Source organism: Salinibacterium sp., assembly GCF_031364185.1.
GTDB lineage: Bacteria > Actinomycetota > Actinomycetes > Actinomycetales > Microbacteriaceae > Rhodoglobus.
The window spans coordinates 1-26,060 of sequence record NZ_JANLVV010000013.1 but is presented as its reverse complement, the minus strand read 5'-3'; the positions used below and the strand labels follow the sequence as shown (position 1 = coordinate 26,060).

The 26,060-nt window shown below is 62.5% G+C and carries 20 protein-coding genes; 10 read left to right on the top strand and 10 right to left on the bottom strand.

Features of this window, described 5'->3' with window-relative positions:
• The first annotated feature begins 57 nt into the window (after positions 1–57).
• The 3 genes from RMN95_RS00955 to RMN95_RS00965 all read left to right on the top strand — a co-directional run bounded on the left by RMN95_RS00955 (position 58) and on the right by RMN95_RS00965 (position 3,801).
• Entirely contained in the window at positions 58–693 is a 636-nt protein-coding gene (locus tag RMN95_RS00955) for a hypothetical protein (protein ID WP_309615106.1), read from the top strand.
• Positions 694–852: 159 nt separating this feature from the next.
• Positions 853–2,262, top strand: coding sequence for a DUF2130 domain-containing protein (locus tag RMN95_RS00960; protein WP_309615107.1), 1,410 nt, complete (start codon positions 853–855; stop codon positions 2,260–2,262).
• Between the two features lie 252 nt (positions 2,263–2,514).
• The gene (locus RMN95_RS00965; protein ID WP_309615108.1) at positions 2,515–3,801 is read left to right on the top strand and encodes a bifunctional GNAT family N-acetyltransferase/ATP-binding protein; all 1,287 of its coding nucleotides are present in this window, start codon (positions 2,515–2,517) and stop codon (positions 3,799–3,801) included.
• A 58-nt stretch (positions 3,802–3,859) separates the two neighbouring features.
• On the opposite strand, the gene RMN95_RS00970 is transcribed toward RMN95_RS00965, so the two are convergent.
• Entirely contained in the window at positions 3,860–4,816 is a 957-nt protein-coding gene (locus RMN95_RS00970) for a sugar-binding domain-containing protein (protein ID WP_309615109.1), read from the bottom strand.
• Positions 4,817–4,954: 138 nt separating this feature from the next.
• Between RMN95_RS00970 and RMN95_RS00975 the strand changes: the two genes are divergently transcribed.
• From RMN95_RS00975 to RMN95_RS00990, 4 genes are all read left to right on the top strand, one after another.
• Positions 4,955–6,712 (top strand): glycerol-3-phosphate dehydrogenase/oxidase, encoded by a 1,758-nt coding sequence (locus RMN95_RS00975; protein WP_309615110.1) that lies wholly within the window; start codon positions 4,955–4,957, stop codon positions 6,710–6,712.
• Positions 6,713–6,775: 63 nt separating this feature from the next.
• Complete coding sequence (gene glpK / locus RMN95_RS00980) at positions 6,776–8,293, top strand: glycerol kinase GlpK (RefSeq protein WP_309615111.1); 1,518 nt, start codon at positions 6,776–6,778, stop codon at positions 8,291–8,293.
• Between the two features lie 37 nt (positions 8,294–8,330).
• Positions 8,331–10,172 (top strand): CocE/NonD family hydrolase, encoded by a 1,842-nt coding sequence (locus tag RMN95_RS00985; protein ID WP_309615112.1) that lies wholly within the window; start codon positions 8,331–8,333, stop codon positions 10,170–10,172.
• A gap of 507 nt (positions 10,173–10,679) precedes the next feature.
• Positions 10,680–11,711 (top strand): LLM class flavin-dependent oxidoreductase, encoded by a 1,032-nt coding sequence (locus RMN95_RS00990; protein ID WP_309615113.1) that lies wholly within the window; start codon positions 10,680–10,682, stop codon positions 11,709–11,711.
• A 7-nt stretch (positions 11,712–11,718) separates the two neighbouring features.
• Here RMN95_RS00990 and RMN95_RS00995 read toward each other — a convergent pair whose 3' ends face one another.
• On the bottom strand, positions 11,719–12,600 hold the full coding sequence (locus RMN95_RS00995) for a DUF4349 domain-containing protein (protein WP_309615114.1): 882 nt from the start codon (positions 12,598–12,600) through the stop codon (positions 11,719–11,721).
• Positions 12,601–12,765: 165 nt separating this feature from the next.
• On the opposite strand from RMN95_RS00995, the gene RMN95_RS01000 reads away from it, so the two are divergent.
• Positions 12,766–12,981: a hypothetical protein gene (locus RMN95_RS01000; protein WP_309615115.1), complete on the top strand. Its 216-nt coding sequence runs from the start codon at positions 12,766–12,768 to the stop codon at positions 12,979–12,981.
• Positions 12,982–13,079: 98 nt separating this feature from the next.
• Here RMN95_RS01000 and RMN95_RS01005 read toward each other — a convergent pair whose 3' ends face one another.
• Positions 13,080–13,295 carry a hypothetical protein gene (locus RMN95_RS01005; RefSeq protein ID WP_309615115.1) on the bottom strand — a complete coding sequence of 72 codons (216 nt, stop codon included), beginning with the start codon at positions 13,293–13,295 and terminating at the stop codon, positions 13,080–13,082.
• 165 nt (positions 13,296–13,460) lie between these two features.
• Here RMN95_RS01005 and RMN95_RS01010 point away from each other — a divergent pair, with 165 nt between their 5' ends.
• Positions 13,461–14,342 (top strand): DUF4349 domain-containing protein, encoded by an 882-nt coding sequence (locus RMN95_RS01010; protein WP_309615114.1) that lies wholly within the window; start codon positions 13,461–13,463, stop codon positions 14,340–14,342.
• 7 nt (positions 14,343–14,349) lie between these two features.
• On the opposite strand, the gene RMN95_RS01015 is transcribed toward RMN95_RS01010, so the two are convergent.
• The 4 genes from RMN95_RS01015 to RMN95_RS01030 all read right to left on the bottom strand — a co-directional run bounded on the left by RMN95_RS01015 (position 14,350) and on the right by RMN95_RS01030 (position 21,106).
• Positions 14,350–15,381: an LLM class flavin-dependent oxidoreductase gene (locus RMN95_RS01015; protein WP_309615113.1), complete on the bottom strand. Its 1,032-nt coding sequence runs from the start codon at positions 15,379–15,381 to the stop codon at positions 14,350–14,352.
• Between the two features lie 507 nt (positions 15,382–15,888).
• Positions 15,889–17,730, bottom strand: a complete 1,842-nt coding sequence (locus RMN95_RS01020) for a CocE/NonD family hydrolase (protein WP_309615112.1) — start codon at positions 17,728–17,730, stop codon at positions 15,889–15,891.
• A 37-nt stretch (positions 17,731–17,767) separates the two neighbouring features.
• A complete protein-coding gene (gene glpK / locus RMN95_RS01025) occupies positions 17,768–19,285 on the bottom strand; it encodes a glycerol kinase GlpK (RefSeq protein WP_309615111.1) in 1,518 nt (505 codons plus the stop codon).
• A 63-nt stretch (positions 19,286–19,348) separates the two neighbouring features.
• Complete coding sequence (locus RMN95_RS01030) at positions 19,349–21,106, bottom strand: glycerol-3-phosphate dehydrogenase/oxidase (protein ID WP_309615110.1); 1,758 nt, start codon at positions 21,104–21,106, stop codon at positions 19,349–19,351.
• A gap of 138 nt (positions 21,107–21,244) precedes the next feature.
• Between RMN95_RS01030 and RMN95_RS01035 the strand changes: the two genes are divergently transcribed.
• Entirely contained in the window at positions 21,245–22,201 is a 957-nt protein-coding gene (locus RMN95_RS01035; protein ID WP_309615109.1) for a sugar-binding domain-containing protein, read from the top strand.
• Positions 22,202–22,259: 58 nt separating this feature from the next.
• On the opposite strand, the gene RMN95_RS01040 is transcribed toward RMN95_RS01035, so the two are convergent.
• The 3 genes from RMN95_RS01040 to RMN95_RS01050 all read right to left on the bottom strand — a co-directional run bounded on the left by RMN95_RS01040 (position 22,260) and on the right by RMN95_RS01050 (position 26,003).
• Positions 22,260–23,546: a bifunctional GNAT family N-acetyltransferase/ATP-binding protein gene (locus RMN95_RS01040; protein ID WP_309615108.1), complete on the bottom strand. Its 1,287-nt coding sequence runs from the start codon at positions 23,544–23,546 to the stop codon at positions 22,260–22,262.
• Between the two features lie 252 nt (positions 23,547–23,798).
• Entirely contained in the window at positions 23,799–25,208 is a 1,410-nt protein-coding gene (locus RMN95_RS01045; protein ID WP_309615107.1) for a DUF2130 domain-containing protein, read from the bottom strand.
• Positions 25,209–25,367: 159 nt separating this feature from the next.
• Positions 25,368–26,003: a hypothetical protein gene (locus tag RMN95_RS01050; RefSeq protein ID WP_309615106.1), complete on the bottom strand. Its 636-nt coding sequence runs from the start codon at positions 26,001–26,003 to the stop codon at positions 25,368–25,370.
• Positions 26,004–26,060: the final 57 nt, after the last annotated feature.

Below are 26,060 nucleotides of genomic sequence, written 5' to 3'. Positions count from 1 at the left end.
CTAGGGTCCACCACAGTTCGCTAACGGCACGGATTTCGACTGCCCTACGCTGGGCGCATGACGTCTCGAGTCATCCCTTCCGCAGCCGCAGGCTTTTTGGCGGCCGAGGCCGTCATCGCGGGACTGATCGTTGCGAACATGCGACCGTTGCTGCTTCCTGTCACGGCCGACCTGAGCGGCGGCATTACCCTGACGGCGGTTAACCTCGGCACCGCAGTTGTCGTGTTGCTCGCGTTCGCCGCGCTCTGCCAGGGGGCCGCAGTGCTGTGGCCGACCCCGGTGATCAGATGGGTCGAATGGTCGCAGGTGTCTGGCGTGACGGTGTTCCTTCTGGCGCAACTCAATGGAATCCGGGATGTCGCAACCCTCGTCGCGCTCTACGCGCTCACTGCCGGGGCGAGCCTGTTTCTCGTGCTGCATGAGCGCGTGGGCGCCAGCCGGTGGCCGTTCGCGCTGGGGGCTGCGGTCGGGATCGTGCCATGGGGTGTCATCGCCTTCTACCAGATTGGTGCGATCGTGGTGGGGGAAAGTCCTGACCTGCTCATCCGGGTGATCACAGTCGCAATGATCGCGGTATCGGTCGTGTACTGGCTGGCCGCCTTTCACTGCCGGCGTGCGGGGTGGGCTCATCCGGTGCTGATCGCGATCAGTGTTAGCGTTTTCGCATGGCTGGTCGTTGGGCTGCCGAATTAGTGATGCGCCCTTAGTCGCATACCTGTCAGGATGCCGCGCTGAGTCCAAGAAAATTCCCTACCGTGGGCGAAACCGACTCGCGGTCCAGCCCGGATAAAGGTCCTCTGTCGCACCTGGCCAGTATCGTGTGAGCAAGCGTGGGGAAAGGGGGCTGCAGGGATGCATGAGATTGTCTGCCCACACTGTGGCAAGGCCTTTACCATCGACGAGGCCGGCTATGCCGACATCGTCAAGCAGGTCCGCGATAGCGAGTTCGAGCAGCAGCTGCATGAGCGCCTCGAGCTGGCCGAACAGGACAAGCAGAAGGCTGTAGAGCTCTCGGAGATGAAGGCGGCCGGCGAGCTGCAGACGGCTGTCGCGGCCAAGGACGCCGAGATTCAGAAGCTGACGTCGAAGCTCGATGCTGGCGACGTTGCTCAGAAGCTCGCCGTGACCGAGGCTCTCGCCGTTGTGGAGAAGCAGCGCGTCGCGCTTGCGAATGAGCTCGAGCAGGCCAAGCGGGATAAGCAGACCGCCGCAGAGCTTGCCGAGGCGAAGCTCATGAACGAGCTGCAGAAGACTGCCGGGGCGAAAGACGCAGAGATCCAGGGGCTGACTGCGAAGCTCGCGGCAATCGAGGTTGAGCAGAAGCTTGCAATAACCGAGGCGGTCGGTTCGGTCGAGAAGGAGCGCGACGAACTGAGGAACGGGCTGGAGCGGATGGAGCTTGAGAAGCAGCTCTCCGAAAAGTCACTGAAAGACAAATTTGAGACTCAGATCAAAGATCGCGATGATGCGATTGAGCGTCTGCGCGACCTGAAAGCGCGGTTGTCGACCAAGATGGTCGGCGAAACCCTTGAGCAGCACTGTGACACCGAGTTCAACCGCATTCGGGCCACCGCGTTTCCGCGGGCGTACTTCGAGAAGGATAACGACGCGCGAACCGGGAGCAAGGGCGACTACATCCTCCGTGATTCCGATGACGCCGGTACCGAGATTGTCTCCATCATGTTCGAGATGAAAAACGAGAACGACACCACCGCGACGAAGCATAAGAACGAGGACTTCCTGAAGGAGCTCGATAAAGACCGCAGTGAGAAGGGCTGCGAATACGCGGTGCTGGTCTCGCTTCTCGAACCCGAAAGCGAGCTCTACAACACGGGGATCGTGGATGTGTCTCACCGCTATCCGAAGATGTATGTCGTGCGCCCGCAGTTCTTCATCCCGATCATCACGGTGCTGCGAAACGCCGCGCTGAACTCGCTGAAGTACAAGTCGGAGCTTGCACTCGTCAGGTCGCAGAACATCGATATCACGAACTTCGAAGACGAACTTGAGGATTTCAAGTCTGGGTTCGCAAGAAACTTCGACCTCGCCACCAGGCGCTTCCAGACGGCGATCGACGAGATCGATAAGTCGATCGATCACCTGCAGAAAACGAAAGAGGCACTGCTCGGCACCAACCGCAATCTCAGGCTCGCCAACGATAAGGCGCAAGATGTCACGATCAAGAAGTTGACGCGAGGTAACCCAACGATGGCGGCGAAGTTCGACGACCTCAGGGCCGCCGACTCTGCCGACGAGCACTGAGCGCCTCGACCGAAGCGAACGTTCGCACCGTAAGAGTTCTCCCCAGCGGACACCTGAGTGCCAGCATCCACGTTGCAAAATCGCCGACCGCGCGGCGCAGGAGTGTGTAAGACTGCAGAGGCAGCGTCGCCTCTCACTCGGTGCGTCGAAATTTTTGGCCAGCCCACCGGCTACCGAAAGTCTGCCCTGGTTATGGCCATGATCATGGCTGACCGGTAGCCGAGTCGTGTGGGTGAGTGAGAGAAGGTTGCAATGCCGTCATTTCGTGTCAGAGACTTCCATCCCGAAGATGTCGAAGGCATCCTGCACCTGTGGGAGGAGATGCGAGACTCGCCCGCCGAGCCCGTCTACGGCCTGTCCGAGGTGCTGGCCTCGTGCCAGGAAGATCACGCCGTCGTGGCCATCCACGATGACATGGTGATTGGTGCCGCCGTGGGTCGAGCCGCGCACGCCCAGGGCTGGATCGTATTTCTGTCGACCACGCCGGCCTGGCAGGAGAAGGGTGTCGGCCGCGCTTTACTGGGCGCGCTTGAGCGCAAAATGGCGCCGTACGGTCTCTCGAAGCTCTCCGCGCTGCTGCCTGATACGGCCATGCGAGTGGATGCTTTCGTCGATCAGGGCTTCGAGGTCAAGAAGAACCTGCGCTACTTCGAGCGCGAGATCCCCGTTCAGCGCAAGGAGCTCAGTGTGCTTTCCGAGGTCGGCGGGCGATTGATGGCTCGGGGGCTGTGGGACGAGATCGGGGGCATGGCGAAGGAGAAGGAACTGCTGGAACGGCGACTCGTGATGCCGCTCTCCAAACCAGACCTCGCCGAGAGCTATGGGGTAGTGCCGCCGCGTGCGGTGATGCTGTTCGGACCTCCCGGCACGGGCAAGACGACCTTCGCCCGGGCGATCGCGTCCCGCCTGGAGTGGTCGTTCATCGAGGTGTTCCCCTCGCGGCTTGCGGTCGATCCGAAGGGACTGGCCGGGGCTCTTCGAGAAACCTTCCTCAAGATCGCCGACCTTGAACACGCCGTCGTGTTCATCGATGAGGTCGAGGAGATCGCCGCGCAGCGCAGCGGCGAGCCGCCGTCGCCCCTGCAGGGCGTCACCAACGAGCTGTTGAAGATCATCCCGGCGTTCCGGGAACAGCCGGATCGCCTGCTCGTGTGTGCGACCAACTTCATCCGGGCCCTCGACTCGGCGTTCCTGCGCCACGGCAGGTTCGACTACGTGATTCCCATCGGGTTGCCCGACGAGGCGGCGCGCAGATCGATCTGGGAGCGCTACATCCCGGCGAGTGCGGCGTCGCAGATCGATCTCGGCGCCCTTGTGGCGCGCACGGACGGGTTCTCCCCCGCCGACATCGAGTTCTCGGCCCGCAAGGCTTCCCAGAGTGCACTCGAAAAGACCTTCTATCCGGATGACTCCGGCGCCACGGTCACGGGGCCGGTGACCCTCGACTATCTGGAGGCGATCACGGCAACTCGAGCCACGGTGTCTCGGGATGTCGCGGCGGAGTTCCTGCAGGACATCGAGCTGCTCGCGCGGCTCTGACGACGGTTCTGACGCCGGGCCTGGCGAAGCGTGCCAGTCGAGGTATTCGGGGCGCCTTTCAGCTCGCGGCATCCAATTCGACAAGCCTGGTCGCCGTCAGCTCGTCCACGACAAGGTGCGTGATCACTCCGGCGCGCAGTGCCGCCAGCAACGGGATGACCTTACTGTCACCCGCGACAGCACACACTCGACGCGGCACCCGGCGAAGTTCGGCGGGAGTCGGCCCGGTTGCACGTTCGTTCAATGAGAGGTCTTCATAAGTTCCGTCGGCCCGGAGGAAAACAGTGCACACGTCACCCACGACACCCTCGGCTTCAAGTATGTCGATGTCCTCGGGTTCGAGGTATCCCGCTGAGTAGACGTGGCTGGGCACCTCCCCGGTGACGGCTCCAATGGAGAACAACACGATGTCGGCCTTGCGCTGGACGTCCAGTACGCGAGCCACTGAGCGTTCGCACCACATCGCCTTTCGAGTCGCGGCGTAGTCGAAGAAGGCCGGCACGGGGAACAGGTGCACGCTGGCGTCGAAGGCGTCCCCGAAGCGCGAGATGAGGCTGCCGACATACTCCGCGCCGGAGGTGCGGTTATTGGCCGCGCCGTTGAGTTGCACAATAGAGCTTCCCCGCGTCGGTTTCCTGCCTAAATGCTGGGAAATTGCACCCAGTGTGGTTCCCCAGGCGACCCCGAGCACCATGTCTGAATCAAACCACCCGGTCAGCATCCTGGCGGCGGTGAGCGCAACCTGCTCCAGCCGTTCGGCCACTGACGCCGAGTCGACGACCGGCACGACGAACACCTCGACATCGAACTGGCTTGAGATGTACTGGCCGACCCCTGGCCCCCGGCTGGGTGTCGGCCTCAACGTGATCTCTACCAGCCCGCTCGCCCTGGCCTGCTTGAGCAGGCGAGACACACTTGACCGGGACATATGCAGCCTGCTTGCGATGGTCTCCATCTTGATGTCCTGGAGGTAATACATGGAGGAGGCGGCCAGCAATGTCTCTTCGCGATCCATGACATCCATTCTGCACGTACGTGCAAGTTGGCTGCTCAGTTTGCCAAGCAGTGGCACCAGCGTAATACGCTGCTGAACGGCGCCGAATGTGACGCCCCGAGATTGCGAAGCACTGAGAACCGAGAGCCAGGAGCAGCCATGACCGACAGCCGCCTCACCCGCGGGTCGCGCGAACGGGCACTCGACCGTCTGGCTGCCAGCGTCACCCCCGGCGAGGAACTCGACATCCTCGTCATCGGCGGGGGAGTCACGGGAGCGGGAATCGCGCTCGACGCCGTGAGCCGCGGACTCTCTGTGGCCGTGGTCGAGGCGCAGGACTGGTCATCGGGCACCTCCAGTCGCTCCAGCAAACTGGTGCACGGCGGCCTGCGCTATCTCCAGATGCTCGATTTCAAACTGGTGCTTGAGGCGCTCAAGGAGCGCGATCTCCTGCTCACCGACATCGCCCCGCACCTCGTTCGTCCACTGCCGTTCCTCTACCCGCTGCGCCATCGCGTATTCGAGCGCGCCTTTGTCGGGGCCGGCATCCTGCTCTATGACCTGCTGGCGAGTGTTCGCAAAGGCAAGCGTGCCCTGCCGTTTCACCGCCACCTGTCACGTCGAGCGCTGACTGAAACGTTCCCCGATCTCGCGAAGAACGCTGCGGTCGGAGCGATCGAATACTGGGACGCAAATGTCGACGACGCCAGATTCGTGTTGACTGTGATGCGCACCGCAACCGGGCGTGGGGCACACGCCGCGTCGCGCACCCAGGTCGTCGAACTCACCAAGAATGCGGCGGGGCACGTCGATGGTGCGGTTCTCACCGACCTGGAGACCGGCCGATCATTCCCCGTCAGGGCGAAGTCTGTGATCAGCTCGACGGGCGTATGGACGGAGGAGTCGCAGGCGCTCGCCGGTGAAGATGGTGGCCTACGGGTGTTGGCGTCGAAGGGCATCCATATCGTCGTGCCTCGTGACCGGATTTCCGGCAAGGCCGGGCTCATCCTACAAACCTCCAAGAGTGTGCTGTTCGTCATCCCGTGGTCGCGCTACTGGGTCATCGGCACGACCGACACCCCATGGACCGAAGATCTGATGAATCCGGTGTCTACGGCTACCGATATCGACTATGTCATCGCGGAAGCGAATAAAGTTCTCGCCCACCCGATCAGCCACGCCGACGTCGTGGGCACCTGGGCGGGGCTGCGCCCGCTGCTGCAGCCGGGCACTAAAGAGGGCACCCAGTCGGCGAAGGTCTCTCGCGAGCACACCGTCGCCTCCCCGGTTCCCGGCCTGGTCTCGATTGCCGGTGGCAAATTCACCACCTACCGCGTGATGGCGAAGGATGCTGTCGACTTCGCGCTCGGTGCCGGTGCGAAATCCCGCCCGTGCGTCACTGAGGGTATTCCGCTGATCGGTGCAGACGGGTTCCGCACAGCCGAGAACGAGATGCGCTCCATCATCGATGGTCTCGGCTGGAGCGCGCAGATGACCGACCATCTGTTCCACCGATACGGGGCGAACATCCGCGATATCGCTGAGATTGCCCAGCGCGATCCGGGACTTGCGGCGCCGCTTGAGCATGCGCCCGCGTACCTGCGGGCCGAAATTGTGTACGCCATGACCCACGAGGGGGCGTTGCACCTCGATGACCTCATGATGCGCCGAACCCGCATGGTCTACGAATACCTGAATGAGGCGATGGATGCCCTCCCCGAGGTCGCGGCGTTGGCGCAGGCCACCCTCGGCTGGAGTGACGAGCAGGCCGCGCACGAGACCGAGCTCTATCGCACGAGAGCAGCCGCCGATGCGGACGCGGCGCGCCAGCCCGATGACGCGAGTGCCTCCCGCGCGCGAGCTACCGCTCCCGAGATCGTGCCCATGATCGATTTAGGCGCTGGCTCCGGACGGTAGCGCAGTAGGCAGTACACCAGTCCAGCTCATCTCATCCCATCTCAATGGAGAGACCAGTACGCCATGCAGAAATTCGTCATGTCAATCGACCAAGGAACCACGAGTTCCCGAGCGGTGGTGTTCGATCATTCCGGCGAGATCGTCTCCGTCGGCCAGCTCGAACATGAGCAGATTTTTCCCCGCGCGGGGTGGGTCGAGCATGATCCGCTCGAGATCTGGGCGAAGGTGCGTGAGGCCGTTGGCATCGCCCTCAGCCGCGCCAACGTGACGGCCGATGACCTCGTGGCCGTGGGTATCACCAACCAGCGTGAGACTACGGTCGTGTGGAACAGGCACACGGGCATCCCGGTTACCAATGCCATTGTCTGGCAAGACACCCGCACCCAGAAGATCGTCGAGGAGCTCGCCGGCACCATCGGCCCCGATCGCTATAAGCAGATCGTCGGCCTTCCGCTGGCGACGTACTTCGCCGGACCGAAGATCATGTGGATCCTCGAGTTCATCGACGGCGCCCGCCGGGCTGCTGACCGTGGCGAGTTGATGTTCGGCACCATCGACACCTGGCTGCTGTGGAACATGACCGGGGGCGTCGATGGCGGCATCCACGTCACTGATGTCACTAATGCCTCGCGCACCATGCTGATGGATCTCGACACCCTGACGTGGCGTGACGATATCGCCGCCGACATGAGCATTCCGATGTCGATGCTGCCCGAGATCCGATCATCGTCAGAGGTGTACGGCCACGGCAGGGCCCACGGCTTGCTTCCCGGGGTGCCGATTGCCGGCATCCTCGGTGACCAGCAGGCCGCCACCTTCGGCCAGGCCTGTTTCAGCGTGGGCATGGCGAAGAACACCTATGGCACCGGCAACTTCTTGCTGCTGAACACCGGCACCCGCCGCGTTGACAGTACGCATGGTCTGCTGACGACGGTCTGCTACAAGATCGGCGATGCGCCGCAGGTCTATGCCCTGGAGGGCTCGATTGCCGTGACGGGTTCCCTCGTGCAGTGGCTGCGCGACAACCTCGGCATGTTCGCGGATGCGCCGGACATCGAGACGCTGGCGCGCGAGGTCGACGACAACGGTGGCGCCTACTTCGTGCCCGCCTTCTCCGGTTTGTTCGCACCCTATTGGCGACCGGATGCCCGTGGCGCACTCCTCGGATTGACCCGGTATGTCACCAAGAGCCACATCGCCCGCGCTGCACTCGAGGCGACCGCATTCCAAACCCGCGAGGTGATGGACGCGATGAACGCCGATGCCGGAGTTGACCTCGCCGAGCTGCGTGTCGACGGGGGGATGGTCGCCAACGAGTTGCTCATGCAGTTCCAGGCCGACCAGCTCGGGGTGGATGTCATCCGCCCGCGTGTCACCGAGACCACTGCCCTCGGCGCGGCCTTCGCGGCGGGTATCGCCGTTGGCTTCTGGGAGGGAGAGCAGGACGTCATCGATAACTGGTCCGAGGGCAAAAGATGGTCGCCCGAGATGCCGGGATTCGAACGGGACCAGCTGTATCGCAATTGGAAGAAGGCCGTCACGAAGACCATGGGCTGGGTCGACGCTGACGTGGAAATTTAAAAGGAATTCTGTAATGACCCCTACACAAAGGAGTGACATGAAATCGTCCATGCTCAAGAGAAACAGCTTCTGGCTGGCGCTATCACTAGTGCTTGTCGTGCTGTCGGCGATCGGGGCGTCTATCGTCCAGACCTCGGCATACTCGATCACCGTCAAGGACATGAGCTGGGAGACGGCCTCGGGCGAGTCCATGAGTGCTCTGCTCTACAAGCCGAACAGCGTCTCCGCCGATAACCCTGCGCCGGCCATTGTTGTCGCGCACGGGTGGTGGAACAACAAAGAGATGCAGGATGCGAACTACGTCGAGCTTGCGCGACGGGGGTACGTCGTCGTCTCGATCGACATGTACGGTCATGGCGACTCCGACTACCTGCCGAATGCAGATCTCGCGGTCGGCGGAACGGGCATGTACGACGCCGTGAAGCTGGTGGCAGATCTGCCGTACGTGCAGCAGGACAAGATCGGTGTTTCGGGTCACTCGAACGGAGCCCGAGCCGCCAACTTCTCGATCGCGATCGATAATGAGGCCGATAAACCGCTGATCGCCGCGCTTCTGCTCGTCGACAACGACGCCGTGTATGCGGATGAGGCTGGCGCTTTTACTAACGTCTATGGCGCACGCGACACCGGGATCATTGCCGACCAGTACGACGAGTTCTTCTTCCGCAGCTACAGCGCCGAGGGCGCCGTGCTCACTCCGCCTCGCGAGTACATTGGCACGCCCAATGCGCAGTCGTTCCTGAACTTCGGCGCCGAGGGTACCGAAAAGCGCACAGCTGGCGAGTTCTACACCGACCAGGTTGACGGCGACGAGGCGATGCGCGTCATCTACACCCCGGCCGAGACCCACCCGTGGGGCACCATCTCGAAGTCGACTGTGGCAAGCCAGATTGAATTCTGGGATGAGGCATTCGGAGCGCCGAACCCCATCGCAGCGGGCACTCAGGTGTGGCAGGTGAAGGAAGTCTTCACGACCCTCGGGCTCATCGGCTTCGGGATATTCCTGCTCGCCTTCACGCGTGCGCTGCTCACTACTCGAGCGTTCGCCGGTCTGAAATACGACGGTGTCAGAGAGCTCGCCGCGAACAGCCGCAGGGGCCATTCCTGGTTCTGGGGAGGGCTCGTTGCTTCGGCATTCGCGTCAGCTATCACCTACGTACTGCTCAGCCAGAGCCCGATCATGGGTGGTATCGCCTTCAACGTCATCCCTACGATCTTCACGCAGGGCGCGGTGTTCTTCATCGCGACGTGGGCGGCGCTCAACGGCATCATCGGCCTGGTAATCATGACGGTCTCCTACCACCTGTTCGGTAAGAAGAACGGCATGGACCTGCGTGACGCCGGTGTGCTGCCGGGCTGGAGGAAATTCTTCCACGGCATCGGCCTCGGGGCTGTGGTGGTCACCGCAGCATTCGGGATCGTGTTCGTACTCGACTACTTCTTCAAGACCGACTTCCGGCTCTGGGTGATCGCGATCAAGGCCTTCGGTCCTGACAAGCTCTGGATCGGTTTGCTATACGTGCCCTTCTTCCTGGTCTACTTCCTCGCGAACTCGGTGGCCATCAACGCCTTCAACCGGTTCACGATCCGGGGCAAGGAGTGGGGCAACACCGCGGTTCTTGCGCTGTTCAACTCGCTGGCACCGATCATCCTGGTGGTCGCCCAGTACACGAACTTCTTCATCACCGGCCAACCCATTCCGGGCTTCGGGGGCATCTTCAGCATCTGGCTGTTCCCCGTGATTGTGATCCTGGCCGTTGCTGCGGTGATCTCGCGCAAGATCTACCGCGCGACGAACAACCCGTACATCGGTGGATTTATCATGGCCGCAGTGGTGACTCTGATGTCGGTGAGCAACACCCTCACGGTCACGTATTAATCCTCGACCGGTCAGTGGTGGCCGGTCGTTGACAGGAGGCCCCGGCCCGCTCGCGCGGGTTGGGGTCTTCTCTATGTGTCGTCGGTCGCGCCATCACCCCCTAGCGCCGGCCCTTCGATGCACTTCCCGGTAACGGTGCATCACCACATGCAGCACGCCCTCAGGCACCGAGGGGTCGTCGGGCGACCGTGCCTGCAGGCTTCCCGCTGCCAAATGAAGGAGATAGTCGCATCCTGAACCCATTGGTGCGGCCGTGCCCACCCGTTCACAGGAATCTCCTTCATTTGGCAGCTGGTGGGCGGTGACCCCTGACGCGGCGACGGCTGGCTATGTCAGGGTGGCTCCTAGTGATAACTCCTGCAGCTCCCGGCAGAAGTCGGACTAGACACCAGGGTCATTGCGGCAGCCCGGATTGACCGTGAGGAAGTGCGCGCGTTCTCAACGCTCGGGAATGGCTGAGCCCCGCCCCCGGTTGTACATTCCGATACATACGCATAGAACTAGGAGATGAAGATGACAGTCGAGTTCGGGTTAGACACCTTCGGTGACGTCACGGTCGAGGAAGACGGTGCTGCCGTCAGCCAGGCGCAGGTCATCCGGAATCTCGTCTCTGAGGCCGTTATGGCCGACGAACTCGGCATTGACTTCATCGGCGTGGGGGAGCATCATCGCCTGGACTTCGCCGTCTCGGCACCCGAGGTGGTGCTGGCTGGTATTGCCACAGCCACCAGGAAGATTCACCTCGGTTCCGCCGTGACGGTATTGAGTTCGGATGACCCGATCCGGGTGTTCCAGCGTTTTGCCACCGTCGATGCGCTCTCGAATGGTCGCGCCGAGGTCATCCTGGGCCGCGGATCGTTCACCGAGTCGTTCCCGCTTTTCGGCTTTGACCTGGGGCGCTACGAGCAGCTCTTCGAAGAGAAACTCGACCTGTTTTCCGAGTTGCTGAAGGAGCAGCCCGTCACCTGGGCCGGCGAGCTTCGCCCGCCGTTGACCGAACAGAACGTGTATCCACGCACCGAGGGCGGTCACCTGAAGACGTGGATCGGTGTGGGGGGAAGCCCTGAGTCCGTGGTTCGCGCCGCACGGTATGGCATGCCCCTGGTGCTGGCGATCATCGGCGGTGACCCCGCACGGTTTGCCCCCTACGTCGACCTGTTCCATCGTGCCCTCGCGCAGCTCGAGAAGCCTGACCTCCCGATCGCCGTGCATTCCCCGGGCTTCATCGCCGACACCGATGACCAGGCTGCCGAGCAGTATTGGTCGCACCACCGGGTCATGCGTGACCGCATTGGTGCCGAGCGAGGCTGGCCACCGACGACGAAGGATGAGTTTGCGAACGAGATCGGGCACGGCTCGATCTACCTCGGTTCGCCCGAGACGGTCGCCCGCAAGCTCGCGAAGACCATCTCGACCCTCGGCATCCAGCGCTTCGACCTGAAGTACAGCGCCGGAACCCTGCCACACGAGCTCATGATGCGCTCGATCGAGCTTTATGGTTCGAAGGTCATTCCCATGGTGAAAGACATGCTGGCCTGATTCGGGTCTACGGGTTGTCGGCTGTGTCCGGAACAACGGCGACCGCGACGGACCTGGACCGGCGACGCTTCACCGCCACCACGATGATCGCGATGACGCCGAGGAACACGAGCCATGGCAGCGCCACCCCGAGGGCAACCAGGAGCCCGGCGAAGAAGGCAACGAAAGCATTCCAGCCGGCTATCAGGGCGGAGAAGAAGTTGTCGGGCTCAGCGACGGGAGCCGTGAAGTCGGAGACGAGATTCAGCGTTACCGTCGAGAGGCTGACCTGGTCGGCGTAGTAGCGTCGTTGGCTCTCGAGGCTCTCGAGCTCGGTCTGGCGATCGGAGATCGCGGTCTCGAGGGTGATGAGGTTCTCGGTATCGGTGGCCGTGGCGAGCAGGCCGAGCAGGCGGTCGATGGATGCCGTCAGGGCCTTGATCCGGGCATCCAGATCCTGGGTTGCCATCGTGACATCGGACGAGTTGAGCGACACCTCCTGCACCGCGCCCAGCTTCCTGAGCTTGTCGAGGGTCGCGGTCAGCGTGTCCGACGGGATGCGCAGCGTCAGCGTCGCGCTCCCCTCGTTGCCGTTGATCGGGGCGGTCTCCGTGCGGCCATCGACCCTGCCCCCGGACTGCTCGGTGATGCGGATCGCTTCTGCTGCGGCATCCATCGGCTTCTCGACCGTGATGGTGACGTAACCGGTGGTGATGACCTGCCGGTCTGGGGTGGCGATGGTGTCGGTCTGCACGAACTCCGTACTTTGGCTATCGCGCAACAACTCGGGGGCCTTTTCGACGCTCACCGAACCTCCGCTCGCGTCGCTCGCGCCGGAGGTGGCCGAACAGCCCGCAAGCGCGAGAGTGGCCACGATTGCTGCTGCCGGGATGAACATTATTCGCCTCATAACATCACCGTACTTTCACGGTAGGCAAGTCACTACCCAACGTTTTCTATCAGTTTCTCGTCACCTGTCAAGGGCTCGCATGCCGACAGGCGACCGACATACCGTGGTGGCGCGGGGCGTGACCCGCAGCCATCGTGAACGATGTGACAATTCGAGGAGATAACCATGGGATTCCTGGACAACGCCAGAGACGCAGCCGAGGCCGCAGGAAAGAAGGTCGGCGAGTTCGCGGACGACACCAAGGAGCGCGTCAGCGATAAGGTCGACGAGGTCAAGGCCGACGCCGAAGTGAAGCGCGCCGAGGGCGATGTGAAGCGTGCCGAAGCCGAGCGCGACTCGACCAAAGCCAAGAACGACTTCAAGGAAGACCTGCGCAACTAGGGTCTCCCTTTGGCGCATCCGCGCAGGTCTGTCGCATCCGCGCACGGGCGCCCGTGCGCGGATGCGACAGACCTGCGCGGATGCGCCAAAGGGAGACCCTAGTTGCGCAGGTCTTCCTTGAAGTCGTTCTTGGCTTTGGTCGAGTCGCGCTCGGCTTCGGCACGCTTCACATCGCCCTCGGCGCGCTTCACTTCGGCGTCGGCCTTGACCTCGTCGACCTTATCGCTGACGCGCTCCTTGGTGTCGTCCGCGAACTCGCCGACCTTCTTTCCTGCGGCCTCGGCTGCGTCTCTGGCGTTGTCCAGGAATCCCATGGTTATCTCCTCGAATTGTCACATCGTTCACGATGGCTGCGGGTCACGCCCCGCGCCACCACGGTATGTCGGTCGCCTGTCGGCATGCGAGCCCTTGACAGGTGACGAGAAACTGATAGAAAACGTTGGGTAGTGACTTGCCTACCGTGAAAGTACGGTGATGTTATGAGGCGAATAATGTTCATCCCGGCAGCAGCAATCGTGGCCACTCTCGCGCTTGCGGGCTGTTCGGCCACCTCCGGCGCGAGCGACGCGAGCGGAGGTTCGGTGAGCGTCGAAAAGGCCCCCGAGTTGTTGCGCGATAGCCAAAGTACGGAGTTCGTGCAGACCGACACCATCGCCACCCCAGACCGGCAGGTCATCACCACCGGTTACGTCACCATCACGGTCGAGAAGCCGATGGATGCCGCAGCAGAAGCGATCCGCATCACCGAGCAGTCCGGGGGCAGGGTCGATGGCCGCACGGAGACCGCCCCGATCAACGGCAACGAGGGGAGCGCGACGCTGACGCTGCGCATCCCGTCGGACACGCTGACCGCGACCCTCGACAAGCTCAGGAAGCTGGGCGCGGTGCAGGAGGTGTCGCTCAACTCGTCCGATGTCACGATGGCAACCCAGGATCTGGATGCCCGGATCAAGGCCCTGACGGCATCCATCGACCGCCTGCTCGGCCTGCTCGCCACGGCCACCGATACCGAGAACCTCATCACCCTCGAGACCGCGATCTCCGATCGCCAGACCGAGCTCGAGAGCCTCGAGAGCCAACGACGCTACTACGCCGACCAGGTCAGCCTCTCGACGGTAACGCTGAATCTCGTCTCCGACTTCACGGCTCCCGTCGCTGAGCCCGACAACTTCTTCTCCGCCCTGATAGCCGGCTGGAATGCTTTCGTTGCCTTCTTCGCCGGGCTCCTGGTTGCCCTCGGGGTGGCGCTGCCATGGCTCGTGTTCCTCGGCGTCATCGCGATCATCGTGGTGGCGGTGAAGCGTCGCCGGTCCAGGTCCGTCGCGGTCGCCGTTGTTCCGGACACAGCCGACAACCCGTAGACCCGAATCAGGCCAGCATGTCTTTCACCATGGGAATGACCTTCGAACCATAAAGCTCGATCGAGCGCATCATGAGCTCGTGTGGCAGGGTTCCGGCGCTGTACTTCAGGTCGAAGCGCTGGATGCCGAGGGTCGAGATGGTCTTCGCGAGCTTGCGGGCGACCGTCTCGGGCGAACCGAGGTAGATCGAGCCGTGCCCGATCTCGTTCGCAAACTCATCCTTCGTCGTCGGTGGCCAGCCTCGCTCGGCACCAATGCGGTCACGCATGACCCGGTGGTGCGACCAATACTGCTCGGCAGCCTGGTCATCGGTGTCGGCGATGAAGCCCGGGGAATGCACGGCGATCGGGAGGTCAGGCTTCTCGAGCTGCGCGAGGGCACGATGGAACAGGTCGACGTAGGGGGCAAACCGTGCGGGGTCACCGCCGATGATCGCCAGCACCAGGGGCATGCCATACCGTGCGGCGCGAACCACGGACTCAGGGCTTCCCCCCACACCGATCCACGTCTTCAGGTGACCGCCCTCGGTGCGTGGATACACGTTCTGTTCGGTCAACGGCGGGCGAAGCTCGCCGGCCCAGGTGACGGGCTGCTCCTTCAGCAACTCGGAAAACAGGTCGAGTTTCTCTTCGAAGAGCTGCTCGTAGCGCCCCAGGTCAAAGCCGAAAAGCGGGAACGACTCGGTGAACGATCCGCGGCCCAGGATGACCTCGGCGCGACCATTCGAGAGCGCATCGACGGTGGCAAAACGCTGGAACACCCGGATCGGGTCATCCGAACTCAATACCGTCACGGCGGAACCGAGGTGAATCTTCCTGGTGGCTGTGGCAATACCAGCCAGCACCACCTCGGGTGCCGAGACGGCGAAGTCCAGGCGATGATGCTCCCCCACGCCGATGAAGTCAATGCCGAGTTCGTCGGCCATAACGGCCTCAGAGACGAGATTCCGGATGACCTGCGCCTGGCTGACGGCAGCACCGTCTTCCTCGACCGTGACGTCACCGAAGGTGTCTAACCCGAACTCGACTGTCATCTTCATCTCCTAGTTCTATGCGTATGTATCGGAATGTACAACCGGGGGCGGGGCTCAGCCATTCCCGAGCGTTGAGAACGCGCGCACTTCCTCACGGTCAATCCGGGCTGCCGCAATGACCCTGGTGTCTAGTCCGACTTCTGCCGGGAGCTGCAGGAGTTATCACTAGGAGCCACCCTGACATAGCCAGCCGTCGCCGCGTCAGGGGTCACCGCCCACCAGCTGCCAAATGAAGGAGATTCCTGTGAACGGGTGGGCACGGCCGCACCAATGGGTTCAGGATGCGACTATCTCCTTCATTTGGCAGCGGGAAGCCTGCAGGCACGGTCGCCCGACGACCCCTCGGTGCCTGAGGGCGTGCTGCATGTGGTGATGCACCGTTACCGGGAAGTGCATCGAAGGGCCGGCGCTAGGGGGTGATGGCGCGACCGACGACACATAGAGAAGACCCCAACCCGCGCGAGCGGGCCGGGGCCTCCTGTCAACGACCGGCCACCACTGACCGGTCGAGGATTAATACGTGACCGTGAGGGTGTTGCTCACCGACATCAGAGTCACCACTGCGGCCATGATAAATCCACCGATGTACGGGTTGTTCGTCGCGCGGTAGATCTTGCGCGAGATCACCGCAGCAACGGCCAGGATCACAATCACGGGGAACAGCCAGATGCTGAAGATGCCCCCGAAGCCCGGAATGGGTTGGCCGGTGATGAAGAAGTTCGTGTACTGGGCGACCACCAGGATGATCGGTGCCAGCGAGTTGAACAGCGCAAGAACCGCGGTGTTGCCCCACTCCTTGCCCCGGATCGTGAACCGGTTGAAGGCGTTGATGGCCACCGAGTTCGCGAGGAAGTAGACCAGGAAGAAGGGCACGTATAGCAAACCGATCCAGAGCTTGTCAGGACCGAAGGCCTTGATCGCGATCACCCAGAGCCGGAAGTCGGTCTTGAAGAAGTAGTCGAGTACGAACACGATCCCGAATGCTGCGGTGACCACCACAGCCCCGAGGCCGATGCCGTGGAAGAATTTCCTCCAGCCCGGCAGCACACCGGCGTCACGCAGGTCCATGCCGTTCTTCTTACCGAACAGGTGGTAGGAGACCGTCATGATTACCAGGCCGATGATGCCGTTGAGCGCCGCCCACGTCGCGATGAAGAACACCGCGCCCTGCGTGAAGATCGTAGGGATGACGTTGAAGGCGATACCACCCATGATCGGGCTCTGGCTGAGCAGTACGTAGGTGATAGCTGACGCGAATGCCGAAGCAACGAGCCCTCCCCAGAACCAGGAATGGCCCCTGCGGCTGTTCGCGGCGAGCTCTCTGACACCGTCGTATTTCAGACCGGCGAACGCTCGAGTAGTGAGCAGCGCACGCGTGAAGGCGAGCAGGAATATCCCGAAGCCGATGAGCCCGAGGGTCGTGAAGACTTCCTTCACCTGCCACACCTGAGTGCCCGCTGCGATGGGGTTCGGCGCTCCGAATGCCTCATCCCAGAATTCAATCTGGCTTGCCACAGTCGACTTCGAGATGGTGCCCCACGGGTGGGTCTCGGCCGGGGTGTAGATGACGCGCATCGCCTCGTCGCCGTCAACCTGGTCGGTGTAGAACTCGCCAGCTGTGCGCTTTTCGGTACCCTCGGCGCCGAAGTTCAGGAACGACTGCGCATTGGGCGTGCCAATGTACTCGCGAGGCGGAGTGAGCACGGCGCCCTCGGCGCTGTAGCTGCGGAAGAAGAACTCGTCGTACTGGTCGGCAATGATCCCGGTGTCGCGTGCGCCATAGACGTTAGTAAAAGCGCCAGCCTCATCCGCATACACGGCGTCGTTGTCGACGAGCAGAAGCGCGGCGATCAGCGGTTTATCGGCCTCATTATCGATCGCGATCGAGAAGTTGGCGGCTCGGGCTCCGTTCGAGTGACCCGAAACACCGATCTTGTCCTGCTGCACGTACGGCAGATCTGCCACCAGCTTCACGGCGTCGTACATGCCCGTTCCGCCGACCGCGAGATCTGCATTCGGCAGGTAGTCGGAGTCGCCATGACCGTACATGTCGATCGAGACGACGACGTACCCCCGTCGCGCAAGCTCGACGTAGTTCGCATCCTGCATCTCTTTGTTGTTCCACCACCCGTGCGCGACAACAATGGCCGGCGCAGGGTTATCGGCGGAGACGCTGTTCGGCTTGTAGAGCAGAGCACTCATGGACTCGCCCGAGGCCGTCTCCCAGCTCATGTCCTTGACGGTGATCGAGTATGCCGAGGTCTGGACGATAGACGCCCCGATCGCCGACAGCACGACAAGCACTAGTGATAGCGCCAGCCAGAAGCTGTTTCTCTTGAGCATGGACGATTTCATGTCACTCCTTTGTGTAGGGGTCATTACAGAATTCCTTTTAAATTTCCACGTCAGCGTCGACCCAGCCCATGGTCTTCGTGACGGCCTTCTTCCAATTGCGATACAGCTGGTCCCGTTCGAATCCCGGCATCTCGGGCGACCATCTTTTGCCCTCGGACCAGTTATCGATGACGTCCTGCTCTCCCTCCCAGAAGCCAACGGCGATACCCGCCGCGAAGGCCGCGCCGAGGGCAGTGGTCTCGGTGACACGCGGGCGGATGACATCCACCCCGAGCTGGTCGGCCTGGAACTGCATGAGCAACTCGTTGGCGACCATCCCCCCGTCGACACGCAGCTCGGCGAGGTCAACTCCGGCATCGGCGTTCATCGCGTCCATCACCTCGCGGGTTTGGAATGCGGTCGCCTCGAGTGCAGCGCGGGCGATGTGGCTCTTGGTGACATACCGGGTCAATCCGAGGAGTGCGCCACGGGCATCCGGTCGCCAATAGGGTGCGAACAAACCGGAGAAGGCGGGCACGAAGTAGGCGCCACCGTTGTCGTCGACCTCGCGCGCCAGCGTCTCGATGTCCGGCGCATCCGCGAACATGCCGAGGTTGTCGCGCAGCCACTGCACGAGGGAACCCGTCACGGCAATCGAGCCCTCCAGGGCATAGACCTGCGGCGCATCGCCGATCTTGTAGCAGACCGTCGTCAGCAGACCATGCGTACTGTCAACGCGGCGGGTGCCGGTGTTCAGCAGCAAGAAGTTGCCGGTGCCATAGGTGTTCTTCGCCATGCCCACGCTGAAACAGGCCTGGCCGAAGGTGGCGGCCTGCTGGTCACCGAGGATGCCGGCAATCGGCACCCCGGGAAGCAAGCCGTGGGCCCTGCCGTGGCCGTACACCTCTGACGATGATCGGATCTCGGGCAGCATCGACATCGGAATGCTCATGTCGGCGGCGATATCGTCACGCCACGTCAGGGTGTCGAGATCCATCAGCATGGTGCGCGAGGCATTAGTGACATCAGTGACGTGGATGCCGCCATCGACGCCCCCGGTCATGTTCCACAGCAGCCAGGTGTCGATGGTGCCGAACATCAACTCGCCACGGTCAGCAGCCCGGCGGGCGCCGTCGATGAACTCGAGGATCCACATGATCTTCGGTCCGGCGAAGTACGTCGCCAGCGGAAGGCCGACGATCTGCTTATAGCGATCGGGGCCGATGGTGCCGGCGAGCTCCTCGACGATCTTCTGGGTGCGGGTGTCTTGCCAGACAATGGCATTGGTAACCGGGATGCCCGTGTGCCTGTTCCACACGACCGTAGTCTCACGCTGGTTGGTGATACCCACGGCCACGAGGTCATCGGCCGTCACGTTGGCGCGGCTGAGGGCGATGCCAACGGCCTCACGCACCTTCGCCCAGATCTCGAGCGGATCATGCTCGACCCACCCCGCGCGGGGAAAAATCTGCTCATGTTCGAGCTGGCCGACGGAGACGATCTCGCCGGAATGATCGAACACCACCGCTCGGGAACTCGTGGTTCCTTGGTCGATTGACATGACGAATTTCTGCATGGCGTACTGGTCTCTCCATTGAGATGGGATGAGATGAGCTGGACTGGTGTACTGCCTACTGCGCTACCGTCCGGAGCCAGCGCCTAAATCGATCATGGGCACGATCTCGGGAGCGGTAGCTCGCGCGCGGGAGGCACTCGCGTCATCGGGCTGGCGCGCCGCGTCCGCATCGGCGGCTGCTCTCGTGCGATAGAGCTCGGTCTCGTGCGCGGCCTGCTCGTCACTCCAGCCGAGGGTGGCCTGCGCCAACGCCGCGACCTCGGGGAGGGCATCCATCGCCTCATTCAGGTATTCGTAGACCATGCGGGTTCGGCGCATCATGAGGTCATCGAGGTGCAACGCCCCCTCGTGGGTCATGGCGTACACAATTTCGGCCCGCAGGTACGCGGGCGCATGCTCAAGCGGCGCCGCAAGTCCCGGATCGCGCTGGGCAATCTCAGCGATATCGCGGATGTTCGCCCCGTATCGGTGGAACAGATGGTCGGTCATCTGCGCGCTCCAGCCGAGACCATCGATGATGGAGCGCATCTCGTTCTCGGCTGTGCGGAACCCGTCTGCACCGATCAGCGGAATACCCTCAGTGACGCACGGGCGGGATTTCGCACCGGCACCGAGCGCGAAGTCGACAGCATCCTTCGCCATCACGCGGTAGGTGGTGAATTTGCCACCGGCAATCGAGACCAGGCCGGGAACCGGGGAGGCGACGGTGTGCTCGCGAGAGACCTTCGCCGACTGGGTGCCCTCTTTAGTGCCCGGCTGCAGCAGCGGGCGCAGCCCCGCCCAGGTGCCCACGACGTCGGCGTGGCTGATCGGGTGGGCGAGAACTTTATTCGCTTCCGCGATGACATAGTCGATATCGGTAGCCGTAGACACCGGATTCATCAGATCTTCGGTCCATGGGGTGTCGGTCGTGCCGATGACCCAGTAGCGCGACCACGGGATGACGAACAGCACACTCTTGGAGGTTTGTAGGATGAGCCCGGCCTTGCCGGAAATCCGGTCACGAGGCACGACGATATGGATGCCCTTCGACGCCAACACCCGTAGGCCACCATCTTCACCGGCGAGCGCCTGCGACTCCTCCGTCCATACGCCCGTCGAGCTGATCACAGACTTCGCCCTGACGGGGAATGATCGGCCGGTCTCCAGGTCGGTGAGAACCGCACCATCGACGTGCCCCGCCGCATTCTTGGTGAGTTCGACGACCTGGGTGCGCGACGCGGCGTGTGCCCCACGCCCGGTTGCGGTGCGCATCACAGTCAACACGAATCTGGCGTCGTCGACATTTGCGTCCCAGTATTCGATCGCTCCGACCGCAGCGTTCTTCGCGAGATCGGGGAACGTTTCAGTCAGCGCTCGACGTGACAGGTGGCGGTGAAACGGCAGGGCACGCTTGCCTTTGCGAACACTCGCCAGCAGGTCATAGAGCAGGATGCCGGCCCCGACAAAGGCGCGCTCGAATACGCGATGGCGCAGCGGGTAGAGGAACGGCAGTGGACGAACGAGGTGCGGGGCGATGTCGGTGAGCAGGAGATCGCGCTCCTTGAGCGCCTCAAGCACCAGTTTGAAATCGAGCATCTGGAGATAGCGCAGGCCGCCGTGCACCAGTTTGCTGGAGCGACTGGAGGTGCCCGATGACCAGTCCTGCGCCTCGACCACGGCCACAGAGAGTCCGCGGCTCACGGCGTCGAGCGCGATTCCCGCTCCCGTGACTCCCCCGCCGATGACGAGGATGTCGAGTTCCTCGCCGGGGGTGACGCTGGCAGCCAGACGGTCGAGTGCCCGTTCGCGCGACCCGCGGGTGAGGCGGCTGTCGGTCATGGCTGCTCCTGGCTCTCGGTTCTCAGTGCTTCGCAATCTCGGGGCGTCACATTCGGCGCCGTTCAGCAGCGTATTACGCTGGTGCCACTGCTTGGCAAACTGAGCAGCCAACTTGCACGTACGTGCAGAATGGATGTCATGGATCGCGAAGAGACATTGCTGGCCGCCTCCTCCATGTATTACCTCCAGGACATCAAGATGGAGACCATCGCAAGCAGGCTGCATATGTCCCGGTCAAGTGTGTCTCGCCTGCTCAAGCAGGCCAGGGCGAGCGGGCTGGTAGAGATCACGTTGAGGCCGACACCCAGCCGGGGGCCAGGGGTCGGCCAGTACATCTCAAGCCAGTTCGATGTCGAGGTGTTCGTCGTGCCGGTCGTCGACTCGGCGTCAGTGGCCGAACGGCTGGAGCAGGTTGCGCTCACCGCCGCCAGGATGCTGACCGGGTGGTTTGATTCAGACATGGTGCTCGGGGTCGCCTGGGGAACCACACTGGGTGCAATTTCCCAGCATTTAGGCAGGAAACCGACGCGGGGAAGCTCTATTGTGCAACTCAACGGCGCGGCCAATAACCGCACCTCCGGCGCGGAGTATGTCGGCAGCCTCATCTCGCGCTTCGGGGACGCCTTCGACGCCAGCGTGCACCTGTTCCCCGTGCCGGCCTTCTTCGACTACGCCGCGACTCGAAAGGCGATGTGGTGCGAACGCTCAGTGGCTCGCGTACTGGACGTCCAGCGCAAGGCCGACATCGTGTTGTTCTCCATTGGAGCCGTCACCGGGGAGGTGCCCAGCCACGTCTACTCAGCGGGATACCTCGAACCCGAGGACATCGACATACTTGAAGCCGAGGGTGTCGTGGGTGACGTGTGCACTGTTTTCCTCCGGGCCGACGGAACTTATGAAGACCTCTCATTGAACGAACGTGCAACCGGGCCGACTCCCGCCGAACTTCGCCGGGTGCCGCGTCGAGTGTGTGCTGTCGCGGGTGACAGTAAGGTCATCCCGTTGCTGGCGGCACTGCGCGCCGGAGTGATCACGCACCTTGTCGTGGACGAGCTGACGGCGACCAGGCTTGTCGAATTGGATGCCGCGAGCTGAAAGGCGCCCCGAATACCTCGACTGGCACGCTTCGCCAGGCCCGGCGTCAGAACCGTCGTCAGAGCCGCGCGAGCAGCTCGATGTCCTGCAGGAACTCCGCCGCGACATCCCGAGACACCGTGGCTCGAGTTGCCGTGATCGCCTCCAGATAGTCGAGGGTCACCGGCCCCGTGACCGTGGCGCCGGAGTCATCCGGATAGAAGGTCTTTTCGAGTGCACTCTGGGAAGCCTTGCGGGCCGAGAACTCGATGTCGGCGGGGGAGAACCCGTCCGTGCGCGCCACAAGGGCGCCGAGATCGATCTGCGACGCCGCACTCGCCGGGATGTAGCGCTCCCAGATCGATCTGCGCGCCGCCTCGTCGGGCAACCCGATGGGAATCACGTAGTCGAACCTGCCGTGGCGCAGGAACGCCGAGTCGAGGGCCCGGATGAAGTTGGTCGCACACACGAGCAGGCGATCCGGCTGTTCCCGGAACGCCGGGATGATCTTCAACAGCTCGTTGGTGACGCCCTGCAGGGGCGACGGCGGCTCGCCGCTGCGCTGCGCGGCGATCTCCTCGACCTCATCGATGAACACGACGGCGTGTTCAAGGTCGGCGATCTTGAGGAAGGTTTCTCGAAGAGCCCCGGCCAGTCCCTTCGGATCGACCGCAAGCCGCGAGGGGAACACCTCGATGAACGACCACTCCAGGCGGGACGCGATCGCCCGGGCGAAGGTCGTCTTGCCCGTGCCGGGAGGTCCGAACAGCATCACCGCACGCGGCGGCACTACCCCATAGCTCTCGGCGAGGTCTGGTTTGGAGAGCGGCATCACGAGTCGCCGTTCCAGCAGTTCCTTCTCCTTCGCCATGCCCCCGATCTCGTCCCACAGCCCCCGAGCCATCAATCGCCCGCCGACCTCGGAAAGCACACTGAGCTCCTTGCGCTGAACGGGGATCTCGCGCTCGAAGTAGCGCAGGTTCTTCTTGACCTCGAAGCCCTGATCGACGAAAGCATCCACTCGCATGGCCGTATCAGGCAGCAGCGCGGAGAGCTTCGAGAGACCGTACGGCGCCATTTTGCGCTCAAGCGCGCCCAGTAAAGCGCGGCCGACACCCTTCTCCTGCCAGGCCGGCGTGGTCGACAGAAATACGATCCAGCCCTGGGCGTGCGCGGCTCGACCCACGGCGGCACCAATCACCATGTCATCGTGGATGGCCACGACGGCGTGATCTTCCTGGCACGAGGCCAGCACCTCGGACAGGCCGTAGACGGGCTCGGCGGGCGAGTCTCGCATCTCCTCCCACAGGTGCAGGATGCCTTCGACATCTTCGGGATGGAAGTCTCTGACACGAAATGACGGCATTGCAACCTTCTCTCACTCACCCACACGACTCGGCTACCGGTCAGCCATGATCATGGCCATAACCAGGGCAGACTTTCGGTAGCCGGTGGGCTGGCCAAAAATTTCGACGCACCGAGTGAGAGGCGACGCTGCCTCTGCAGTCTTACACACTCCTGCGCCGCGCGGTCGGCGATTTTGCAACGTGGATGCTGGCACTCAGGTGTCCGCTGGGGAGAACTCTTACGGTGCGAACGTTCGCTTCGGTCGAGGCGCTCAGTGCTCGTCGGCAGAGTCGGCGGCCCTGAGGTCGTCGAACTTCGCCGCCATCGTTGGGTTACCTCGCGTCAACTTCTTGATCGTGACATCTTGCGCCTTATCGTTGGCGAGCCTGAGATTGCGGTTGGTGCCGAGCAGTGCCTCTTTCGTTTTCTGCAGGTGATCGATCGACTTATCGATCTCGTCGATCGCCGTCTGGAAGCGCCTGGTGGCGAGGTCGAAGTTTCTTGCGAACCCAGACTTGAAATCCTCAAGTTCGTCTTCGAAGTTCGTGATATCGATGTTCTGCGACCTGACGAGTGCAAGCTCCGACTTGTACTTCAGCGAGTTCAGCGCGGCGTTTCGCAGCACCGTGATGATCGGGATGAAGAACTGCGGGCGCACGACATACATCTTCGGATAGCGGTGAGACACATCCACGATCCCCGTGTTGTAGAGCTCGCTTTCGGGTTCGAGAAGCGAGACCAGCACCGCGTATTCGCAGCCCTTCTCACTGCGGTCTTTATCGAGCTCCTTCAGGAAGTCCTCGTTCTTATGCTTCGTCGCGGTGGTGTCGTTCTCGTTTTTCATCTCGAACATGATGGAGACAATCTCGGTACCGGCGTCATCGGAATCACGGAGGATGTAGTCGCCCTTGCTCCCGGTTCGCGCGTCGTTATCCTTCTCGAAGTACGCCCGCGGAAACGCGGTGGCCCGAATGCGGTTGAACTCGGTGTCACAGTGCTGCTCAAGGGTTTCGCCGACCATCTTGGTCGACAACCGCGCTTTCAGGTCGCGCAGACGCTCAATCGCATCATCGCGATCTTTGATCTGAGTCTCAAATTTGTCTTTCAGTGACTTTTCGGAGAGCTGCTTCTCAAGCTCCATCCGCTCCAGCCCGTTCCTCAGTTCGTCGCGCTCCTTCTCGACCGAACCGACCGCCTCGGTTATTGCAAGCTTCTGCTCAACCTCGATTGCCGCGAGCTTCGCAGTCAGCCCCTGGATCTCTGCGTCTTTCGCCCCGGCAGTCTTCTGCAGCTCGTTCATGAGCTTCGCCTCGGCAAGCTCTGCGGCGGTCTGCTTATCCCGCTTGGCCTGCTCGAGCTCATTCGCAAGCGCGACGCGCTGCTTCTCCACAACGGCGAGAGCCTCGGTCACGGCGAGCTTCTGAGCAACGTCGCCAGCATCGAGCTTCGACGTCAGCTTCTGAATCTCGGCGTCCTTGGCCGCGACAGCCGTCTGCAGCTCGCCGGCCGCCTTCATCTCCGAGAGCTCTACAGCCTTCTGCTTGTCCTGTTCGGCCAGCTCGAGGCGCTCATGCAGCTGCTGCTCGAACTCGCTATCGCGGACCTGCTTGACGATGTCGGCATAGCCGGCCTCGTCGATGGTAAAGGCCTTGCCACAGTGTGGGCAGACAATCTCATGCATCCCTGCAGCCCCCTTTCCCCACGCTTGCTCACACGATACTGGCCAGGTGCGACAGAGGACCTTTATCCGGGCTGGACCGCGAGTCGGTTTCGCCCACGGTAGGGAATTTTCTTGGACTCAGCGCGGCATCCTGACAGGTATGCGACTAAGGGCGCATCACTAATTCGGCAGCCCAACGACCAGCCATGCGAAAACGCTAACACTGATCGCGATCAGCACCGGATGAGCCCACCCCGCACGCCGGCAGTGAAAGGCGGCCAGCCAGTACACGACCGATACCGCGATCATTGCGACTGTGATCACCCGGATGAGCAGGTCAGGACTTTCCCCCACCACGATCGCACCAATCTGGTAGAAGGCGATGACACCCCATGGCACGATCCCGACCGCAGCCCCCAGCGCGAACGGCCACCGGCTGGCGCCCACGCGCTCATGCAGCACGAGAAACAGGCTCGCCCCGGCAGTGAGCGCGTAGAGCGCGACGAGGGTTGCGACATCCCGGATTCCATTGAGTTGCGCCAGAAGGAACACCGTCACGCCAGACACCTGCGACCATTCGACCCATCTGATCACCGGGGTCGGCCACAGCACTGCGGCCCCCTGGCAGAGCGCGGCGAACGCGAGCAACACGACAACTGCGGTGCCGAGGTTAACCGCCGTCAGGGTAATGCCGCCGCTCAGGTCGGCCGTGACAGGAAGCAGCAACGGTCGCATGTTCGCAACGATCAGTCCCGCGATGACGGCCTCGGCCGCCAAAAAGCCTGCGGCTGCGGAAGGGATGACTCGAGACGTCATGCGCCCAGCGTAGGGCAGTCGAAATCCGTGCCGTTAGCGAACTGTGGTGGACCCTAG

What these genes read in the sequence shown, in the direction of transcription:
- RMN95_RS01010 (WP_309615114.1), top strand. Translation starts at nt 13,461, where the DNA reads ATGAGGCGAATAATGTTCATCCCGGCAGCAGCAATCGTGGCCACTCTC.
- RMN95_RS01005 (WP_309615115.1), bottom strand. Translation starts at nt 13,295, where the DNA reads ATGGGATTCCTGGACAACGCCAGAGACGCAGCCGAGGCCGCAGGAAAG.
- glpK (WP_309615111.1), bottom strand. Translation starts at nt 19,285, where the DNA reads ATGCAGAAATTCGTCATGTCAATCGACCAAGGAACCACGAGTTCCCGA.
- glpK (WP_309615111.1), top strand. Translation starts at nt 6,776, where the DNA reads ATGCAGAAATTCGTCATGTCAATCGACCAAGGAACCACGAGTTCCCGA.
- RMN95_RS00995 (WP_309615114.1), bottom strand. Translation starts at nt 12,600, where the DNA reads ATGAGGCGAATAATGTTCATCCCGGCAGCAGCAATCGTGGCCACTCTC.
- RMN95_RS00965 (WP_309615108.1), top strand. Translation starts at nt 2,515, where the DNA reads ATGCCGTCATTTCGTGTCAGAGACTTCCATCCCGAAGATGTCGAAGGC.
- RMN95_RS00970 (WP_309615109.1), bottom strand. Translation starts at nt 4,816, where the DNA reads ATGGATCGCGAAGAGACATTGCTGGCCGCCTCCTCCATGTATTACCTC.
- RMN95_RS00975 (WP_309615110.1), top strand. Translation starts at nt 4,955, where the DNA reads ATGACCGACAGCCGCCTCACCCGCGGGTCGCGCGAACGGGCACTCGAC.
- RMN95_RS01035 (WP_309615109.1), top strand. Translation starts at nt 21,245, where the DNA reads ATGGATCGCGAAGAGACATTGCTGGCCGCCTCCTCCATGTATTACCTC.
- RMN95_RS01000 (WP_309615115.1), top strand. Translation starts at nt 12,766, where the DNA reads ATGGGATTCCTGGACAACGCCAGAGACGCAGCCGAGGCCGCAGGAAAG.
- RMN95_RS01040 (WP_309615108.1), bottom strand. Translation starts at nt 23,546, where the DNA reads ATGCCGTCATTTCGTGTCAGAGACTTCCATCCCGAAGATGTCGAAGGC.
- RMN95_RS00985 (WP_309615112.1), top strand. Translation starts at nt 8,331, where the DNA reads ATGAAATCGTCCATGCTCAAGAGAAACAGCTTCTGGCTGGCGCTATCA.
- RMN95_RS00960 (WP_309615107.1), top strand. Translation starts at nt 853, where the DNA reads ATGCATGAGATTGTCTGCCCACACTGTGGCAAGGCCTTTACCATCGAC.
- RMN95_RS01045 (WP_309615107.1), bottom strand. Translation starts at nt 25,208, where the DNA reads ATGCATGAGATTGTCTGCCCACACTGTGGCAAGGCCTTTACCATCGAC.
- RMN95_RS01030 (WP_309615110.1), bottom strand. Translation starts at nt 21,106, where the DNA reads ATGACCGACAGCCGCCTCACCCGCGGGTCGCGCGAACGGGCACTCGAC.
- RMN95_RS01020 (WP_309615112.1), bottom strand. Translation starts at nt 17,730, where the DNA reads ATGAAATCGTCCATGCTCAAGAGAAACAGCTTCTGGCTGGCGCTATCA.
- RMN95_RS01050 (WP_309615106.1), bottom strand. Translation starts at nt 26,003, where the DNA reads ATGACGTCTCGAGTCATCCCTTCCGCAGCCGCAGGCTTTTTGGCGGCC.
- RMN95_RS00955 (WP_309615106.1), top strand. Translation starts at nt 58, where the DNA reads ATGACGTCTCGAGTCATCCCTTCCGCAGCCGCAGGCTTTTTGGCGGCC.
- RMN95_RS01015 (WP_309615113.1), bottom strand. Translation starts at nt 15,381, where the DNA reads ATGAAGATGACAGTCGAGTTCGGGTTAGACACCTTCGGTGACGTCACG.
- RMN95_RS00990 (WP_309615113.1), top strand. Translation starts at nt 10,680, where the DNA reads ATGAAGATGACAGTCGAGTTCGGGTTAGACACCTTCGGTGACGTCACG.